General features: G+C 56.6%; 20 protein-coding genes. 12 read left to right on the forward strand and 8 right to left on the reverse strand.

Annotated elements, in window-relative coordinates; translation table 11 throughout:
- Positions 1-94 precede the first annotated feature (94 nt).
- The 3 genes from LG290_RS11445 to LG290_RS11455 are packed head-to-tail and all read left to right on the forward strand — an operon-like array spanning position 95 to position 2,678.
- Positions 95-967 carry a metal ABC transporter solute-binding protein, Zn/Mn family gene (locus LG290_RS11445; RefSeq protein WP_499834926.1) on the forward strand — a complete coding sequence of 291 codons (873 nt, stop codon included), beginning with the start codon at positions 95-97 and terminating at the stop codon, positions 965-967.
- Positions 964-1,749 (forward strand): metal ABC transporter ATP-binding protein, encoded by a 786-nt coding sequence (locus tag LG290_RS11450; protein ID WP_499834927.1) that lies wholly within the window; start codon positions 964-966, stop codon positions 1,747-1,749. Before LG290_RS11445 ends, LG290_RS11450 begins: the two co-directional genes overlap by 4 nt.
- Positions 1,749-2,678 carry a metal ABC transporter permease gene (locus LG290_RS11455; RefSeq protein ID WP_499834928.1) on the forward strand — a complete coding sequence of 310 codons (930 nt, stop codon included), beginning with the start codon at positions 1,749-1,751 and terminating at the stop codon, positions 2,676-2,678. The genes LG290_RS11450 and LG290_RS11455 overlap by 1 nt, the downstream gene beginning before the upstream one ends.
- Positions 2,679-2,716: 38 nt before the next feature.
- Here LG290_RS11455 and trpE read toward each other — a convergent pair whose 3' ends face one another.
- Genes trpE through rpe form a run of 3 tightly spaced genes read right to left on the reverse strand, consistent with a single transcriptional unit; the run spans position 2,717 to position 5,647 of the window.
- Positions 2,717-4,210: an anthranilate synthase component I gene (gene trpE, locus LG290_RS11460; RefSeq protein WP_499837091.1), complete on the reverse strand. Its 1,494-nt coding sequence runs from the start codon at positions 4,208-4,210 to the stop codon at positions 2,717-2,719.
- Positions 4,211-4,212: 2 nt separating this feature from the next.
- Positions 4,213-4,908: a phosphoglycolate phosphatase gene (locus LG290_RS11465; RefSeq protein ID WP_499834929.1), complete on the reverse strand. Its 696-nt coding sequence runs from the start codon at positions 4,906-4,908 to the stop codon at positions 4,213-4,215.
- 40 nt (positions 4,909-4,948) lie between these two features.
- Positions 4,949-5,647, reverse strand: a complete 699-nt coding sequence (gene rpe, locus LG290_RS11470; RefSeq protein ID WP_160417931.1) for a ribulose-phosphate 3-epimerase — start codon at positions 5,645-5,647, stop codon at positions 4,949-4,951.
- A 233-nt stretch (positions 5,648-5,880) separates the two neighbouring features.
- Between rpe and cysP the strand changes: the two genes are divergently transcribed.
- The 5 genes from cysP to LG290_RS11495 all read left to right on the forward strand — a co-directional run bounded on the left by cysP (position 5,881) and on the right by LG290_RS11495 (position 10,377).
- Positions 5,881-6,891, forward strand: a complete 1,011-nt coding sequence (gene cysP, locus LG290_RS11475; RefSeq protein ID WP_499834930.1) for a thiosulfate ABC transporter substrate-binding protein CysP — start codon at positions 5,881-5,883, stop codon at positions 6,889-6,891.
- Between the two features lie 9 nt (positions 6,892-6,900).
- Positions 6,901-7,785, forward strand: a complete 885-nt coding sequence (gene cysT, locus LG290_RS11480; protein WP_160417929.1) for a sulfate ABC transporter permease subunit CysT — start codon at positions 6,901-6,903, stop codon at positions 7,783-7,785.
- Positions 7,785-8,612: a sulfate ABC transporter permease subunit CysW gene (gene cysW / locus LG290_RS11485; protein ID WP_499834931.1), complete on the forward strand. Its 828-nt coding sequence runs from the start codon at positions 7,785-7,787 to the stop codon at positions 8,610-8,612. Before cysT ends, cysW begins: the two co-directional genes overlap by 1 nt.
- Positions 8,609-9,703 (forward strand): sulfate/molybdate ABC transporter ATP-binding protein, encoded by a 1,095-nt coding sequence (locus tag LG290_RS11490; protein WP_499834932.1) that lies wholly within the window; start codon positions 8,609-8,611, stop codon positions 9,701-9,703. Before cysW ends, LG290_RS11490 begins: the two co-directional genes overlap by 4 nt.
- An 80-nt stretch (positions 9,704-9,783) precedes the next feature.
- Entirely contained in the window at positions 9,784-10,377 is a 594-nt protein-coding gene (locus tag LG290_RS11495; RefSeq protein ID WP_499834933.1) for a YajG family lipoprotein, read from the forward strand.
- Here LG290_RS11495 and LG290_RS11500 read toward each other — a convergent pair.
- From LG290_RS11500 to LG290_RS11510, 3 genes are all read right to left on the reverse strand, one after another.
- Positions 10,354-11,010 carry a thiopurine S-methyltransferase gene (locus LG290_RS11500; RefSeq protein WP_499834934.1) on the reverse strand — a complete coding sequence of 219 codons (657 nt, stop codon included), beginning with the start codon at positions 11,008-11,010 and terminating at the stop codon, positions 10,354-10,356. The two genes, LG290_RS11495 and LG290_RS11500, sit on opposite strands and share 24 nt — an antisense overlap.
- 3 nt (positions 11,011-11,013) lie before the next feature.
- On the reverse strand, positions 11,014-11,652 hold the full coding sequence (locus tag LG290_RS11505) for a TIGR04211 family SH3 domain-containing protein (protein WP_499834936.1): 639 nt from the start codon (positions 11,650-11,652) through the stop codon (positions 11,014-11,016).
- A 71-nt stretch (positions 11,653-11,723) separates the two neighbouring features.
- Positions 11,724-12,050, reverse strand: a complete 327-nt coding sequence (locus LG290_RS11510; RefSeq protein ID WP_160417924.1) for a DUF1820 family protein — start codon at positions 12,048-12,050, stop codon at positions 11,724-11,726.
- Between the two features lie 255 nt (positions 12,051-12,305).
- Between LG290_RS11510 and LG290_RS11515 the strand changes: the two genes are divergently transcribed.
- From LG290_RS11515 to LG290_RS11525, 3 genes are all read left to right on the forward strand, one after another.
- Entirely contained in the window at positions 12,306-13,529 is a 1,224-nt protein-coding gene (locus tag LG290_RS11515; RefSeq protein ID WP_160417923.1) for an ATP-grasp domain-containing protein, read from the forward strand.
- Between the two features lie 31 nt (positions 13,530-13,560).
- Complete coding sequence (locus LG290_RS11520) at positions 13,561-15,588, forward strand: hypothetical protein (RefSeq protein WP_499834937.1); 2,028 nt, start codon at positions 13,561-13,563, stop codon at positions 15,586-15,588.
- Between the two features lie 129 nt (positions 15,589-15,717).
- On the forward strand, positions 15,718-16,473 hold the full coding sequence (locus tag LG290_RS11525) for a TlyA family RNA methyltransferase (protein WP_499834938.1): 756 nt from the start codon (positions 15,718-15,720) through the stop codon (positions 16,471-16,473).
- On the opposite strand, the gene LG290_RS11530 is transcribed toward LG290_RS11525, so the two are convergent.
- Positions 16,465-16,671, reverse strand: a complete 207-nt coding sequence (locus tag LG290_RS11530; protein WP_160417920.1) for a hypothetical protein — start codon at positions 16,669-16,671, stop codon at positions 16,465-16,467. The genes LG290_RS11525 and LG290_RS11530 overlap by 9 nt on opposite strands.
- A gap of 493 nt (positions 16,672-17,164) precedes the next feature.
- Complete coding sequence (locus tag LG290_RS11535; protein WP_499834939.1) at positions 17,165-17,347, reverse strand: hypothetical protein; 183 nt, start codon at positions 17,345-17,347, stop codon at positions 17,165-17,167.
- A gap of 22 nt (positions 17,348-17,369) precedes the next feature.
- Between LG290_RS11535 and LG290_RS11540 the strand changes: the two genes are divergently transcribed.
- Positions 17,370-18,344 (forward strand): phospholipase A, encoded by a 975-nt coding sequence (locus LG290_RS11540; protein WP_499834940.1) that lies wholly within the window; start codon positions 17,370-17,372, stop codon positions 18,342-18,344.
- Positions 18,345-18,349: the final 5 nt, after the last annotated feature.

Genomic DNA, 18,349 nt, shown 5'->3' on the forward strand with positions numbered 1-18,349 from the left:
GGAGCGCGATATGCACAAGATGTGGAGCTACGGAAAAGCCTTTGTTTTTTCAGGAGTTTTTTCACTAAATCTAGGTCTGCTCAACATAGGATTGATGGCAAGCGTGACAACGGCCCATGCCGATAACCATACTCCCCTCGAAATCGTAGCCACCTTCTCTGTTCCCGCCGATTTGATAGAACGTGTCGCCGGTGAGCACGGCAATGTCACCTCGCTCACCCCTCGCGGTGCCGAAGCGCATGACTGGGAACTCACCCCCAGTAACTTCATGGCCTTGGAAGATGCCGACATCGTTTTCTATAATGGCTTCAACCTGGAACAGTGGATGTCTCAGGTCAGGGCGACCTTATCTGCAGACGTACCCTTGGTGGAACTGGCCGCGCAAGCCGATTATCCCCCCTTGCCGATTGTCACCGGTGACTACGAAGGTGAGTCCGACCCGCATATGTGGATGGACCCGCGTGCAGCCGCCGCCTATGTCAATGTGATTGCCGAATCGCTTGCCGCGCAACAACCCGCCCACGCCGATGCCTTTCATCAACGTGCTGAAGACACCGTCAACGCCCTCTATGTACTGCACCATGAATTGACCGAGTTGCTCAGTGCGATTCCCGACAACCAGCGCCTGCTGATCACCAGCGAAGCGGCATTTTCCTATTTTGCCAATGCCTATGACTTTACCCATAACGGCATCTGGGGCACCAATAGCGAAACCGAAGGTACCCCAAGCCAAGTCATGCGTGTGATCGACCTGGTCAATAGCCGCCAACCCAAGGCACTCTTCTGGGAGAGCACCATCTCCGACCGTCACGTCACTGCCGTAGCTCGCGATACTCAGGTTGAGATAGCAGGACCGCTTTATGTCGACTCGCTAAGTTCCGTTGAAGGGCCGGCAGCTGATTACTTCGCATTGATGCGCCACAACGCAAGACTCTTGCGCGACACTCTCGGGGGAAATCAGGAGTGACTTCAGAGCCTGACTCACCTGCAGTCGACATTCAGGGGATCTACGCCGCCTATGACGGCCAGCCAGTACTCATGGATATCAACCTGCGGCTGAAGGCCCATCAATGGACGGCCATTATCGGCCCCAACGGGGCTGGAAAATCGACCTTGTTTCATTTGCTGATTGGCAGCATGAAGCCTCTACGAGGCTTAATTCAGGTATTCGGCGGCTCCCTTTCCGAGCACCGCCGGGCCGGCACCATTGCTTATATGGCACAACGCGAAGCCATCGAATGGGATTTTCCGATCTCGGTAAAAGAAGCCGTGATGACCGCACGCTACGGTCTCATGCGCCAAGATTCCATCTGGCGTCGACTATTGCCTCCTCGCTGGTCTGATCGGGCGCATCACCAGGCCGTTGAAGAGGCTTTGAAAGCAGTGAACATGTCGGATCTTGCCAGGCGACCCATCGGTGCACTTTCCGGCGGGCAGAAAAAACGCGTATTGCTGGCGCGCGCTTTAGCGCAAAATGCCAAGGTACTGCTGCTGGATGAACCCCTGGCAGGAGTCGATCCAGTCAGTGAACGCTTGATTCTGAAGGTGTTGGCACAACAGCGCAGTGCCGGACGCACCATTATCATGGTAACCCACGACTTGGTGGGAACACGCCAGCATGCCGACCATGTGGTCCTGATCAATCGCGGTGTGGTCGACCAAGGTGTACCTGAGCAGATGTTGAGCGAACAGATGCTGGCACGCATGGCGGTGGCCACCCCGCTTGATTCAACCGTGGAGTGGCAATAATGCAAGCATTCGAGATGCTGGGCCTTTCCTTGGTCGAGCTGTTGATCAATGCCCTGATGGTAATCGTTGGCTGGCTTCCCGAATCACTGGCCGCGCCCTTTCAGTATGCCTTCATGCAACGCGCCCTACTGACCTCGATACTGGTCGGTGCGATATGCGGCATGCTTTCCTGCTTCGTGGTACTCAAGCGCTGGTCGTTGCTGGGGGATGCCATTTCCCATGCGGTTCTTCCAGGGGTGGCAATTGCCTATCTCTTGGGCTGGCCGTTTTTCGTCGGCGCCTTTATTACTGGCGCCTTGACCTCACTCGGCATCGGCGCCATAGAACGTCATACCCGGATCAAGTCCGATGCCGCCATGGGTTTGATGTTCACCGCCGCCTTTGCTCTGGGCATCGTCATCATCAGCAAGATCGCCTCTAACACTCACCTGATGCATATCCTGTTCGGCAATGTGCTCGGGGTGCAGCCTTCCGCCTTGTTACTCACGCTATTTTCCGGCGTGCTGGCAGTGGTCGCTGTGGGACTGGCCTACCGCCCTTTGTTGCTCTATACCTTCGACCCACAACAGGCCCAGGCCTTGGGCTTCAATACCGGCTTGATTCATTACGGGCTGATCCTGCTTCTGACCCTGACTATCGTCGCCAGCCTGGAAACCGTGGGCATTATCCTGGTGGTGGCCATGCTGATCACACCGGGAGCCACGGCCCACCTGCTTACGGATCGTTTTGCCGTCATGCTGGGCTTGTCGGTGGGCGTCGGGGTGTTGTCGGCGGTCATCGGGTTATCGCTTTCGGTGACGTTCGATGTGGCCTCGGGCGGCGCAATCGTACTGGTAGCCACCACCCTGTTTCTGCTGGCTTTGCTGCTGTCGCCTTCTCATGGGCTTATCGCCCGGCAATGGCGACGCCAACGCTACAAGCACGGCTGACGCCACGATAGTTGCACTCCCTTCTTTCCGGCCTAGCCTCAGCTTTCGTCGAGGTTATCCAGGCCGCGTTCGGCCATGGCTACTGCACGGAAAATCGCCCGCCCCTTGTTCAGGGTTTCCTGCCACTCCATCTCGGGTACTGAATCGGCGACGATACCCGCGCCGGCCTGAACATGCAGCTGGCCATCCTTGATCACGGCAGTACGAATCGCGATGGCGGTGTCCATATTGCCGTGCCAGGAAAGATAACCCACGGCACCGGCATAAACCCCACGCTTGACCGGCTCGAGCTCATCGAGAATTTCCAGTGCCCGGATCTTGGGCGCACCGGATACCGTGCCCGCCGGAAAAGTGGCGCGCAGGGCATCCATCGCCGTCAGGCCCAGCTTGAGCTTGCCGGTGACGTTGGAAACGATATGCATCACATGCGAATAGCGCTCGACGACCATCTGATCGGTCACTTCGACACTGCCGATTTCACTGATGCGCCCCACGTCGTTGCGCCCCAGGTCGATCAACATCAGGTGCTCGGCGATTTCCTTGGGGTCGGCAAGCAGGTCCGCCTCCAGCGCCTTGTCTTCCTCTTCGTTTTTGCCGCGTTTACGGGTACCGGCGATGGGCCGCACGGTCACTTCATCACCCTCCAGGCGGGTAAGAATTTCCGGCGAGGAACCCACCACCTGATGATCATCAAGGTTGAAATAGAACATGTACGGCGAAGGGTTCAAGCTGCGCAATGCCCGATACAAATCCAGCGGCGAGGCCTGATAGGGAATCGACATGCGCTGAGACGGCACGCACTGCATGATGTCACCCGCCAGGACGTACTCCTTGATTTTTTCCACCGCCGCCTTGAAGCCGCTTTCGGTAAAACCGGAGTTGAAATCGCTTTCCTGAACCGCGCAACGACCACTGCCACTGCTTTTCGGGTCGACACGCGCTTCACGCAGCCGCGTTTCAAGTCGCTGCAAATGGGCCTGCGCCTGCGCCAAGGCCTGGGGGTCGGCAGGGTCGGCGTGGGTCCATAGGGTCAAACGCCCGGAAAGGTTATCGAACACCACCAGGTCATTGCACACCATCAACAAGATATCCGGCACGCCCAGGGGATCGGGTTTTTCCACTCCCCGCAGGCGTGGTTCGATATAACGAATGGTCTCGTAGCCGAAGTAGCCCACCAAGCCACCATCGAAGCGTGGCTGGTCATCCAGCTTGGGCACCTTGAAGCGAGCCTGGAACTTCTCTATCCAGTCCAGCGGATCTTCCACTTCGGTCACGCCCTGTGTTTCACCGTCACGAATATGGTGAACCGTGAAACCGCGGACTTCGATACGCTCGTGGCTGGGCAGGCCGATGATCGAGTAACGCCCCCACTTCTCGCCACCTTGAACCGACTCCAACAGGAAGGTCCAGGGCGTATTGGCCAGCTTCAGGTAAGTAGAAAGCGGCGTATCCAGGTCCGCCAGCACCTCTAGCGAAACCGGAATACGGTTATAGCCGGCGAGGCTGAGTTCTTGGAAGCGTTCCGGGGTCATCATCAAGCGGTCCTTGTTGCATGGGGAACAGGCGAAAGCAGCTGCTCCAGGGAGTCGAGCACCACATCAGGCTCACTGAGGCGGATAGGCTGTCCATGATTGTAGCCGTAAGGCACGGCCAATGTCGCAAAGCCCGCCGCCTTGCCGGCAGCGATGTCATGACGCGAGTCGCCTATCATCAAAGATTGCGCGGGCAAAATGCCAAAATGCTCAGCGCAATGGGTAAGCGGTAGCGGGTCGGGCTTCTTGCGCGGCAGGGAGTCGCCCCCCAGACACCGCGAGAAATGCTCGGCCAAACCGAAATGAGCGAGGATCGGCTCAATGAAACGCTCGGGCTTGTTGGTCACCAACACCAGGTGCAAGGGAAGCCTAGCCAGGGCGTCCAGCGTCGTCTTGACCCCGGGGTATAAACGCGTCTGGACAATAGGCGCAAGGCCATAATGGTAAAGAAAATCGCTGTGTCCCTGCTCGCATTGGCTCGGCGTCGGCGTTTCGCCCAATGCCCAGTTCAAGGCGCGCTCCATCAATACCCAGGAACCATTGCCCACCCAGTCGCGCACTTCTTCCTCCTGCGGTTCGGGCAGTGCTTGCTCGCGCAGCGCCTTGCTCACTGCCACCGCCAGGTCGGGCACGGAATCGACCAGGGTGCCATCAAGATCAAACGCCAACAGGCGCTTGTCGTCCAGTATTGGATGCATATTTTCTCTCTTTATCACGACCTCTTTATATCTGCTCTCTTTAGCCTTGCGCCAATTGCTCACGCATCTGCCGGATGACGCTGTCGTAGCCATGGGGGTCACTGGATTGGTGCGCCTTGAAAATTGCTGAACCGGCAACAAAGGTATCAGCGCCCGCACGAGCGATTTCCACGATGTTATCTGCTTTTACGCCGCCATCCACTTCCAGACGGATGTCTCGCCCCGAGGCGTCGATACGCGCCCGCGCCTCGCGCACCTTGTCCAGCGTGGCTGGAATGAAACTCTGGCCGCCGAAACCCGGATTGACACTCATCAGTAGAATCATGTCGACCTTGTCCATGACGTAATCCAGGTACGAAAGCGGCGTCGCCGGGTTGAATACCAGGCCGGATTTGCAGCCGCCTTCGCGAATCAATTGTAGCGAGCGGTCGATATGTTCGGAGCCTTCCGGATGAAAGGTAATATAGGTGGCCCCGGCATCGATAAAATCGCCGATCAGACGATCCACCGGTTTGACCATCAGGTGCACATCGACAGGCGCCGTCACGCCATGTTTGCGCAACGCCTCACATACCATCGGGCCGATGGTCAGGTTGGGGACGTAGTGGTTGTCCATGACATCGAAATGCACGATATCAGCCCCTGAGGCCAGGACGTTATCCACTTCCTCCCCCAGCCGGGCAAAATCGGCGGAGAGAATCGAGGGAGCTATCAGGAAATCGCGTGACGTTGCGGTCATGGTGTCATCCAGAATAAAGCAGCGGAAAAATGAAGTAGCGAAGCACAACAGGCCAGCATTTTACCAGAGCAAGCGACACTGCACAGGCGTTCTGCGCACTCCCAAGGTACACCTATATTTCAAAAAAGAATAATAAACAGGATTGTAATTCCATAATAACAGGGCTACCCTTTTTCTCAATTAAATCCTGACCGCCCAACAATTAGTCAGGTTTACCGAACAAGGAGTACCCCATGACATTTCCTCTCTATTTGCGGCGCAGCGTTCTTGCTCTTGCTCTGGGTGTCGGCGTTTCCACCCCGGCGCTTGCTCAAGACCGCGAGATGCTGAACTCCTCTTACGACATTGCGCGTGAACTGTTTTCCGCCATCAACCCTGAATTCGAGGCCTGGTGGCAGGAAAACGAAGGAGAGGACGTTCTCATCCAGCAGTCTCACGGCGGCTCTTCCGCGCAAGCACGCGCCATCATGCAGGGCTTGCGTGCCGACGTCGTCACTTTCAATCAGGTAACCGATGTTCAGGTACTGGCCGACGCCGGCCTGGTCGCCGAGAACTGGCAGAGCCAATTCGACAACAATGCCTCACCGTATTATTCCACCACCGCCTTTTTGGTGCGCAAGGACAATCCCAAGGGCATCGAAAACTGGGATGATCTGGTGCGTGAAGACGTCGACATCGTGTTTCCCAATCCCAAGACATCCGGCAACGGCCGCTATACCTACCTGGCGGCATGGGGCTTTGCCGAGGATCAGTTCGATGGCGACGAACAACAGATCCATGATTTCATGCGCACCTTCCTGGGTAATGTTTCAGTGTTCGATACCGGCGGTCGCGGGGCTACCACCAGCTTTATCGAGCGTGGTATCGGCGATGTGCTGATCAGTTTCGAGTCCGAGGTCAATAACATTCGCGGCGAGTACGGCACGGAAGATTATGAAGTCATCGTGCCGCCGGTAAGCATTCTGGCCGAATTCCCGGTCGCCGTGGTGGAAGAACACGCCGAACGCAACGGTAATATGGACCTCGCCCGCAGCTACTTGGAATATCTCTATAGAGAAGATACCCAGCGTTTGCTCGCCGGTTTCAACTATCGGATTCACCATGAAGACGTCGTCGCCGAATTCGCTGATCAATTTCCGGCAACCAAACTTCTGGAAGTGGAAAATGTCTTCGGCAGCTGGAATGAGGCCATGGAAACTCACTTCGCAGGGGGTGCTCTCCTTGACCAGCTTCAGCGTCGGTAACCTCAACGCATGAAACTTAATGCTTTAAAATCAAGCGCTCTAAAACCCAACGCCCTGTTTCGCTCCGGTAGCACCCGTGTGCTGCCGGGGTTCGGCCTTTCCATGGGCATCAGCGTCACCTTCATTTCGTTGGTGCTGCTATTACCCATGACCGGTCTGTTCGGGCAGCTGGCTGGCCTCAGCCTGGCGCAATACTGGGCCATCATCACCGAAGGCCGAGTGGTGGCAAGCTATATGGTGACGATCGGCGCTGCTGCCGTGGCGGCGCTGATCAATGCTGTGTTCGGCTTGTTGCTGGCCTGGGTGCTGGTACGCTACAGCTTTCCCGGCAAGCGGCTTCTCGATGCGCTGATGGATCTGCCCTTCGCCCTACCCACAGCAGTTGCCGGCATTACCCTGGCCACCCTTTATGCCAGCAATGGCTGGATGGGCCGCTTGCTGGAACCGTTAGGGTTCCAGGTCGCCTATACCTGGGTGGGGATCGCCCTGGCCATGGCCTTTACCAGTATTCCGTTTGTAGTGCGTACGGTGCAGCCGGTATTGGAAGACATGCCGATAGAGGTGGATGAGGCGGCCATGTCGCTGGGCGCAACCGACGGTGTCGCCTTTCGTCGAGTCATCCTGCCGCATCTTTGGCCGGCACTGGTCACCGGCACCGGCCTGGCATTCGTACGCTCTTTGGGCGAGTTCGGAGCGATCATCTTCATTGCCGGCAACATGCCCTATGAAACCGAGATCACCGCCTTGATGATTTTCGTCAAATTGCAGGAATACGATTATGCCGGGGCTTCGGCGATCGCCTCGGTGGTGTTGTTCGTGTCACTTGCGCTACTGCTGGCCATCAACATCTGGCAAGGGCGCTTCATACGGCGCCTGCATGGAGGAAAAGGCTGATGAGACGCATTGGTGATTCTCCAGCTGTACGGCGCCTATTGATCGGTGCCGCCCTGTGTCTTGCCGCGCTATTTCTGCTGTTGCCGTTGGTGGCGATCTTCGCCCAAGCATTCGCCCAGGGCGTGGCGGTGTTCTGGGACAATGTCAGCAACGAATATACCCTGTCCGCCATCGGCCTGACCTTGTTCGTTGCTGTGCTGACGATCCCTGTCTGCCTGGTATTCGGTGTGGCCCTGGCATGGCTGGTCACTCGCTTCAGCTTTCCGGGGCGACGGATACTGCAGACCTTGATCGATATCCCCTTCGCTGTATCACCGGTCGTGGCAGGCTTGATTTATCTTCTGCTATACGGGCGTACCGGCTGGCTGGGCGCCTGGCTGGATAACTATGACATTCAATTGATGTTCGCCTGGCCAGGCATCGTCATGGTGACTATCTTCGTGACCTGCCCTTTCGTGGCCCGGGAACTGATCCCCCTGATGCAGGCCCAAGGTTCCAAGGAAGAAGAAGCGGCAGTGGTACTCGGCGCTTCGGGCTGGACCACGTTTCGGCGTATCACCCTGCCTAACATTCGCTGGGCACTGCTGTATGGCGTGATACTCACCAACGCTCGCGCCGTAGGCGAATTCGGTGCGGTATCGGTGGTTTCCGGCGCCATTCGCGGACAGACGAACACCTTGCCGCTGCACCTGGAACAGCTTTACCAGGATTATAATGCCGTGGGGGCTTTTGCCTGCGCAGCTTTGCTGGCCTTGATCGCCTTGTTGACTCTGGCAGCCAAGGCAGGGCTTGAATGGCGCGCATCGCGCCGGGAGGCATTTTTATGAGCATTCGTCTTCAGCAGATTTCCAAGCATTTCGGTAATACCCGAGCGCTGGAGCCGGTCAACCTGGACATTCACGAAGGTGAACTGGTCGGCCTGTTGGGTCCCTCCGGCTCGGGTAAAACCACCCTGCTGCGTATCATTGCCGGGCTGGAAAGTGCCGACACCCATCCCCGCTCGGGCAAGATCCTGTTCGGCGAGCGAGATGTAACCCATGTGCATGTGCGTGACCGGCGTATCGGATTCGTCTTTCAGCATTACGCCCTGTTTCGGCACATGAGCGTCTACGAAAACGTGGCCTTCGGTTTGAAAGTCATGCCGCGCAACCGACGCCCTAGCGCCGGCGAGATTCGTACCAGAGTGTTTCGCTTGCTGGAAATGGTCAAATTGGAAGACTTCGCCAACCGCTTCCCCGCCCAGCTTTCCGGTGGGCAGCAACAGCGCGTCTCGCTGGCCCGCGCCTTGGCAGTCAAGCCGGACGTTCTCCTGCTGGACGAGCCATTTGGTGCTCTCGATGCCAAAGTCCGCCAGGACTTGCGCCGCTGGTTACGCCGCCTGCATGACGAACTCAACTTCACCAGCGTGTTCGTCACCCACGATCAGGAAGAAGCGCTGGAGCTTTCCGACCGGGTGGTGGTGATGAGCAACGGCAAGATCGAACAGATCGATACCCCGGAAACGCTTTATCGTCATCCGGCCAACCGCTTTGTGTTCGAGTTCCTGGGGGATGTCAATCATCTGGAAGGCAAGGTACAGAACGGCATTCTGACCTGCGGCGATGCACGCCTGGACGTGGATTTACCCGATGGTCACGAAGAGCTACTGCTTCGCCCCCATGAACTCAGATTGATCGAAACGCCCACTGCGCATGCTCACTTACCGGTGACGGTTACCGCTACCGTTCCGGTGGGCGCTGAAGTCCGTGTCGAGTTGGAGGCTGATTGGCTGGCCAACCCCTGGCTTGCCACCATCAGGCACGCTGACTTCGAGCGCCTGCAGTTAACCCGAGGCCAACGGCTTTATGTCGAACCGCGTCGCTGGCATCGCTTTGCCCAGCGATCGCCTAGCCTCTCTCCTTCACCCAGCACGGCATGAGCATTTGCCTGGGGCAAGGCCCGCGCTATACTCGCCGAGGTTTTTTGTCTTGCTTTTGTCTTGCGCCAGGGAGCGTCACCATGCTGCAGCGTCATTTCTTTCATGGGTTTATTATTTTGCTGGTCAGCCTCTGGCTGGCCGGCTGTGCTAGCCCCCACTACTTACAACTTAACCCCCAACGTTCCGCCAGTGTTCCCCAGGTAGGCCAAGGCCAGAAAGTCACGGTAATTGCTCAGGACGGGCGCGACAGTGACATCATTGGCAATCGTACCGGTAAAGGCATGTCGTCGGCGCATATCACCGTGAGTAGTCATGAGCTGATTCCGCACCTTCAGAAAGAGGCCGAACGTGCCGTGCGCGATATGGGCTTCACTCCAACCCAGGAACCTGCCGAGGGCCGCCCGAGACTTGTTCTGGTGCTTGACAATCTGGCCTATGTTCGCGGTGACAGCGGCCAGGCATTGATCGATGAAGCGCGCCTGGAAGCGGTATTTCGTGCCGAAGCCAGCCATCAGGGCACTACCTATATCGGCACCTACACGTCACGCCGCACCCAGGGCTATGCGATCAAACCCGATCGTGACAGCAACACCCGCATGCTCAATGACTTGCTCAGTGATGGGCTGGACCGCGCCTTCGGGGACCCGGAACTAGCCGGACTTCTGGCTCGCTAGCCAGTCCCACGGACCGCGACGCTCGAGCGCCCATACCGACTCGGCTCTGCCCATGGCATCCGAGGCACTGTCTTCCAGATGGGTCAGGCGAAAGTTGGGAGAAAATACGTCTTGAATTTCCTGCGCCGGCACACTAAAAGGCGGCCCGGCGTTAGACTTTTCGTGGGTCAGACTTATCAGCAAGCCCTTCGCCCCGGGCGGAATCAGTTGAGCCAGATGAAAGGCATAACGCTGGCGTCCGGCCGGTGGCAAGGCAATCAAGGAGGCACGATCGTAAAATGCTCCGATTTCAGCCGCCTGCTGAATATGCAGATGAAAGAAATCACCGCACCACAACTCAATGCTGCCTTGGCGCGATACATCAAACCCAGCCTGGCGATAGCGTGACACTTCGCCCTGGCACTGGGCCAGAAACTGCTCGATGGCTTCCGGCACCAACTCGATGCCCAGGACCGGATAGCCATGCTGAGCCAACCAGCGCATATCCAGACTTTTGCCACACAGCGGCACCAGCACCTTGGTTTCGGGAGGCACTCCCAGTTGCGGCCAGTAGCGCTCCAGAGCGGGGTGGACGTCATTCAAATGAAACCCAATCCGCCCTTCCCGCCAGCGTGTCATCCATTCGAGGCTCATGCTCTAGAACCAACGGTCGCGTTTTTTACGCCGACGCGGCAAATGCGGCACGATCAAGCCCACCAGCAAACCCGCCCCGGCGACACTGCCGCCGTACATGAAATAACGCATCAACAAATCTTCTTCTTGGGTATCGAGTCGCGCTTGAAGCGCCCGCACCTGTTGGCGCGACTGTTCCGTTTCGCTGTCCAGCTCATTGTTGCGCACTTCAAGCTCGGCAATTCGCTGTTCACGAACTTCCAGGGTATGGGTCATGGAGGCGACTCGCTGCTCCCACGTCTCATTGATTCCTTCAAGCTCGGCACTCAATGCTTCGACCCGCGCCTCCAATACCGGCAATTGCTCACCAGCGCTGGGCGTTTCCTGTAGCTCCTTGCTCAGCACCCAAACAGTGTCACCCTCGCTATTTTCCACGCGAGCGTAGTCACCACTGGTTTCCAACACTTCTACCGGCTCACCTGCGGTGAGTGTCCCGATGATCCGATAGCCATCGGTTGGGCCGCTGCGCACATAAGTGGTCAGCTCTTCAGAAACCCAAGCGTTACCCTCCGCTTGCTGAGCCAGCATCATCAGACTGGTGGCACCCAGCAGCATACCCACCGCGAGACGCGAAAAAGGGGGATGAGATAAATTTACTCGCATTTGACCCTGTCCTGAATTGTAAACACCTACCTGCCCATGACTTCTACCCGCTCCATTCGCCCAAAAAAGGCTCATTCACCTCGTGGAGGCAAGGGGAACGGACGGGGAAATTCAGCGATGCTTGATTCACTTTTTACCGCCCTGAGAGGCCCTTCACGCTCCACTTCGTCAATACGCACGATAGCGTTCAGCGGCAGGTAACTGCGCTTGACGCCTTCGAAGGTACGTTGGAGTTTCTCTGTGGCAGTATCCACTACCAGTCGACCGGGATCTTCAAACACAAACTCCTCGACCTCGATAAAGCCCCAGAGTTCGCTTTGAAAGATCTCCCTGACGTATAAATCCCAAATTTCACCCTGTTGGTGCACTACGACACGATAGATCGGCTTGGCCGCCATCTTGGCCCGTTCCTCTTGCGCTGAATGATGTCACTGGAAATTGATAATACCTGCGACTAGATTATCACATTCACTTCCTGAAACCTCGAGGGTTACGGTGTCCATCCGTGCTTTTCGACAGCATTGCGTTAGCTGTACGAGCAATGACAACGCTAGCCAGCCTATGCAACTCTCGTCTATGGTAGATAGGGGCGGTGCGGGATGGGAAACAGAGCACCAGCTATCAACTATTTCATCAATAACGGAGTCATCACTATGCAAAAGGATCCGAACAAGGGCTATATCGCCCTGCTGGGCTGGAGCCTGAACGCCATCGAAGCGGCCGAAAATTTTGACCGGCGTTACATTGTGGTGGCCCCCGATTGGGCGGAAGACTATTGCCAGAAACATGACATACCCTACGTGCCCTGGAACTTCGAGCGTTTGAACGACCGCTCGATCGAAATCGCCGAAACATTAAAGGAAAAAGGCGTTGACGTGGCCATTCCGCTGTATGAAGAAACCGTGGAATGGGCCGGTGCGATCAACTCCGTGCTGCTGGATAACCCCCGCATCTACGGCCAGTCGCTGCTGTTGCGCGACAAGGCCTTGATGAAACGTCGGGCGCAGCTGGGCGGTATCCGTGTGGGCATTTTCGAAGAAGCCCACGACAAGGAAGATGTGGTGCGTTTCCTAAAGCGCGTCAACCAGACGCTGCTCAAGCTCGATGGCGATCCCAACGACCCGATTCACCTTAAAGCGTTTGACAAGGCCGGCTGCCTTGGTCACCGCGTCATCCGCACCCCGGATGAAGTCGATACCATTCCCGACGAGGAATTCCCGGTGCTGATGGAGTCGCACCTGGATGGTTGGGAATTCGCCGTGGAAGCCTGGGTCCACAAGGGCAAGATCGTCTTTCTGAACATTTCCGAATACGTGACGCTCGGATATTCAGTGTTCGTTCCCGCCTCGCCGGAGCTGGAAAAATACCGCGAACAGATCACCCAGCAGATCGAGAAGCTGATCAAGGCATTCGACATCGAGTTCGGCCTGATCCATCCTGAGTACTTTGTCACCAGCGATGGTGAGATGTACTTTGGGGAAGTGGCCTATCGTCCGCCCGGCTTTAAGGTGTTCGAGCTGCTGGAAAAGGTCTACGGCTTTAATGCCTACCAGGCCTCCATGCTGGTATTTGACCCCAAGAGCACCTCGGAAGAAGTCGCGGCCTTTTTCCCCAAGGAAGTCGTGGATGCCGATGGCTTCGCCGGTTGCTTTGGGGTGTATCCCCGTCGCCGCGTGGTAAGCCGTCTGGAAATTCCCGAGGAAACCGAAGACCACCCTTACTTCGAGTCGCATGAACTGACCGCGCCCATGGAAGAAACCGTGACCAAGCGAACCGCTTTCGGTACTCACTGGGGGCTTATTTACTTCAAGGGCGACGATGCGCATACCCTGCGCGACTTACTGAAACATCAGGAAGAGCTCGACTTCTATGTATAATCCCAGGCAATCGCCGGGATAAGGAGTCTTTGTGACTACTGATAATAGTGTATCGCCACCAAGCAATGAGAAATTGACCGGCCTGTTGGCCAAGCTTGATGACGCCGTGCGCCTGCTTTTGCAGGCGCCAGCCTTTTCCAAGCCCGGAAAACTGCCGCGCGTGCTGGATACCGCTCGCCGTGTATTGCTTCAGGAGGGCGGAGCGGCCGCTATCGAGCAACGCGCCCAGGCACTGGAGGCAGCTGGCGTGTTCGCTGGTTCCGACTGGGAAACGCCTCAGTATCTGGTGCCCAGCCTCACCCCTCATGCATTGAAAAGCGCCGACCCCAATGTGGTGGTCATCGAGTCCCTGAGCGAACTGCGCCTGCTGGCGGTTGCCAAGGGGGACTACATTCATGACCAAATTTCCGCCGAACATGCCCACCACTATCTGACCCAAACCATGGCGATCAATCTGTGGTTGTTGTTCAGCACTCCTAGCGAAGCCGAGCGTGAAACCCAGGGACGCCTGGCGATTATTCCACGCCATTTGTTTCAGCATCTCGCCGAGCGAATCGGTTACGAACACGTCATCGATCAACTAATCGAGGAAATCTGGCGAATTCTCAAGCAACGTCCAATCCAGGTCGATTCGATCAAGCAAATGATCATGCAGATAGCCCTGTGCCAAGCCAACCCGGAAATCGATCTGGGAAGCAGCGGTCAGGGAGCCGACCGTCTGGTTAGTTCCCTGTTCGGCCCGACCCAGGCATGCCGTGAAGACCCCGGACTCGATGTGTATCGCGAACGTCTCGACCATATGGACCAAGCCTCACTCCAGGCCGAGGCGACCGGCTTTGCTCGCGCCATGCACGATACCGGCCTGGTTTCGCCCTATCATCCGGTACTGTTGCGCCATTTGCTCGAAGAAAATGACAACCTGGTGGCCGAAACGCTAGGGCTCTCCTCGACCGGGCGCGATTGCCTAATGTGCTATCGGGAGTTGGTCCATGCCTTGATTCGAGGCGGTGTCTATCCGGCCACGTCCCAGGCACTGTATGGGCTTTCCTTGATGCTGGAACGCGGCATTCTTTATCAACCGCCGGTTGCCCCCGCCATGTGGCGCCAGCTCGGGCTTGTACTTTCCGAATGGTCCGAAGCCCGCTTGACCCTGACTTACGGCGACAGCGCTTCACCACGGGCACGTTTGCTGGAAGGCGTGGTTTGCATGCTGGGTATGCCGCTGGGGGTCGGGCAAGGCAACAACCCCACCTGTCAGTCGGCACGCGCGCTCTCCATGTGGGCCTACAACGACCCCGATTACCTGTTGCAGATGGTGGCTTGGGCCGCACGTGATGACGAGATCATCATGCACTTCGAAGGCCAGCCGATTTCCTCCATGGCCAGCCTTTCCGGGGTAGCCACCGAACTGCCCATGGACCTTGATCCAGTATCGCTGTTGGTGGTACCGCACCTAGATCGGATCTATGCCGAAATGGGTAGACGTTGCGTGGGACGTGAAGGTGATCCGCACCGCTGGGTCAACCCGGAATTCCACGGCTGGTGGTCGGGCCGTGGCTTTCGCATCAATGTGGATGTCGCCACCGGCAACCTCTTCGAGGTGGACGATTTCTTGCGGCATTTCTACGCCAGCTACCATCCCTACTACAATGGCAACCAGCCCCTGATTCACCCCCAGCCCGCCGGCATTGCGTTTACCGACAGCGCCGCCCGCTTCATTGGTTGGCACGCTATCACCATCTTGCGTATCACTCTTGACCCGCGCGAGGTGATGCGTGTGTATTTCTACAACCCCAACAACGATAGCGGCCAGGATTGGGGAGATGAGGTCAAGGTAGGTACCGCCGGCAGCGGCGAACGCTTCGGTGAGGCATCCCTGCCCATCGAGCAGTTTGCCTCGCGCTTGTACATCTTCCATTACGACCCTTTGGAGCGAGGCGATCTTGCCAAAGTGTCGGATACCGAACTGGAAAACGTAAAAGGCTACTTGTTCCGCAGTTGGGGAGCGTCACGCATACCGCCCACGGACTTTCAAGCCACTCAAGCCCCGGTCAAATAACACCATTGTTCCAGCATGCCAACGCCGTCGACTGGATGGCGGCGCTGGCATGACAACCAGACCCTCCCGATAGCTACGCCTTACAATGAAACGCTATACTGGCGGCTTACTCCTCACGGAATTTTTTACATGCTCCGACTTGACCAGCTGCTGCTCAGCCAAGGGCTGGCGCGCTCACGCACCCGTGCTCAGCGCTTGATTCGTCATGGGCGGGTTTCGCTGATGGAAGATGGCAGAGTGCTGTGCAAGCCTGGTGAAAAGCTTGCTGAAACCACTGGACTGTGTGTCGAGGACGACCCCGAAGAACGCTATGTTTCGCGCGCGGGTTTAAAACTTGAAGCCGTGCTGGAAGCATTGGCGCTGCGCCTGAAAGGCCAGTGCGTGCTGGACATCGGTCAGTCCACCGGAGGTTTTACCGACTGTGCACTACACTATGGCGCAGCACGGGTGGTGGGCATTGAAGTCGGCCACGGTCAGCTTGATGAGCGCTTGCGCGGCGATTCAAGCGTGGAATGCCTGGAAGGCATCAACGCACGCTATTTGAGCCAGTCCGAAAGAGTCATCACGGCACTTCAAGCCCAGCCCCCCAGTATCGCGGTGATGGATGTATCGTTCATTTCACAAACCCTGATTCTTGCAGAAATCGCCAGCGTACTTAAACCCGGTGGACAGCTTGTATCACTGGTAAAACCCCAATTTGAACTGGGGCCGGATGCCGTCGATACGCGGGGTATCGTGCGCGATGCCAGCCGGTACTCCGAGGTGCGACAACGCATCCAAGCCGCCTGCGAAATGTGCGGCTTTGAGGTACTGCATTGGCAGGAAAGCCCGATTACCGGCAGCGACGGTAACCGGGAATTTCTACTGCATGCCCGGTTACGCTGAATGGATGCTTTCCAGTTCCCCATATTGACGACGTTGCGTCACTCGAAATTGAAGCTGTACAGGCCATAACTCAAAAAGCGCCAGTTCTGCAACCTTAAACCCAATTTCTCCGTCCATTTTGTAGTCTTCGCTGACAATCAATTTCTGCATATCGCCGATGATCAGGCGTGTGGTAAGTGTAGCGAAAGACAGCACCACCGTTCAGGGCACCCGCCATTTCCGACATCCCGCAAACGGTGCTCTGGACAGACGCCCGCGTATCGACCTCGAATTGACGCAGCCCGGCGGGGATCGCAATCTCACCATGGCCTTGTCCCGTAGCACCCCGATCCGATGCTGGGCGCGCGCCGGTCGCTCATCAACACCTGCGGCCATGTCCGGCGCGTCCGCCATCTGCGCCAGAATGTCGACGACTTCCTTCACGTTCAGGATGTCCAACCTCGATGCCGTCCTCAAGCGGAACACCTGCAGTTCCAGGTCGGATGCCCGAGGGTTCTCGCAGCCTGGCGCACCAACCGAGGCACTGGTCGGAAATTCAGCGCCAGCGCCAAATTACTGAGAAAATCGCGATTTTCAAGCTATTATTTACACCATATGCCACTGCTGTTTACTCGCGCAATAGCCCGGAACCGGACAGGCGTTGTATTGTCGAACCAATGGTTGTGCTTGGCAATCACGGAAGTTGACTTGCTCATATGGCATCATGGAAACCGCCTTCCATTTTTTTACCCTTCTCTTTTTTCTCATGGATTGTTGCCATGCTCGTCGAAAACCCATGTATTAAAAATACTTGTATTAAAAACTCATGTAGTGATGAATTGTCTTCTGGAAAAATGGTGGATGTAAAAGGAGGTGCTAGAAAATGCTTGGTCACGGTTGCCCTCATGATTGCTGGCATGCTCCCTTTGAGTGCATCAGCCGAAAACGATACACAGGACATCGATGCACGCATCAGGGCCCTCAGTGCTGAGCTATTCGAGCTTCAACAACAACGGCGAGAGATTACCGACTCGACAAATCAGCAAGAAGCCCCCGAAACGCTCCCCGAGGTGGCCGCTTTCCAGGACCTCAATGAACGTCGCCACCTTGAGCAAGAATCAAGCCGTAATCCGTTTTCGATCACCACCCATCGGACAAACTACCTCTTCCCGGTTAGCTACAACGTGAACCCCAACCGCGAGGCATTTCGCCAATTATCGTCAGAGGCGAGCCCGGACAAGGCGGAAATAAAGTTTCAGTTCAGCACTAAAGTCAACTTGATCGAAGGACTTTTCGGTGACCATGGTGATCTTTACTTCGCATACACCCAACGCAGCTGGTGGCAAGCCTACAATACCGATGCCTCCTCGCCGTTTCGCGAAACCAATTACGAGCCGGAAATCTTCATCGATTTCGATAATGCCTGGAATGCTTTCGGCTGGGTCAACACTCGCAATCGGATCGCCCTGAACCACCAGTCCAACGGCCGTTCACAAGAGCTTTCACGCAGTTGGAATCGGCTGTATTTGGAGACTACCTTGCAGCATGGCGATTGGGCGTTGACCTTGGCGCCTCATTGGCGCATACCGGAATCTGAAAGTGAGGATGACAACCCCGATATCGACCGCTACCTAGGCTATGGTGATATCCGGCTGAGTAAACGCCTTAACGATAACCATGAAGTCAGTACTCAATTGCGCGGCAATCCCAGCGCTGGCAATATCGGCACTCAGCTGGATTACAGCTGGCCGGCATTCAATAGTCTGCGCGCCCATATACAGTACTATTACGGCTATGGAGAAAGCCTGGTCGATTATGATCATCGCGTACACCGCCTAAGCTTGGGAGTCAGTCTAAATCCCGTTTTCAGTGCCAGCGGTTTCAATCGTTAATAATT

The organism is Halomonas sediminis, assembly GCF_044871105.1.
In the GTDB taxonomy this organism is placed as follows: Bacteria; Pseudomonadota; Gammaproteobacteria; order Pseudomonadales; family Halomonadaceae; genus Vreelandella; species Vreelandella zhuhanensis.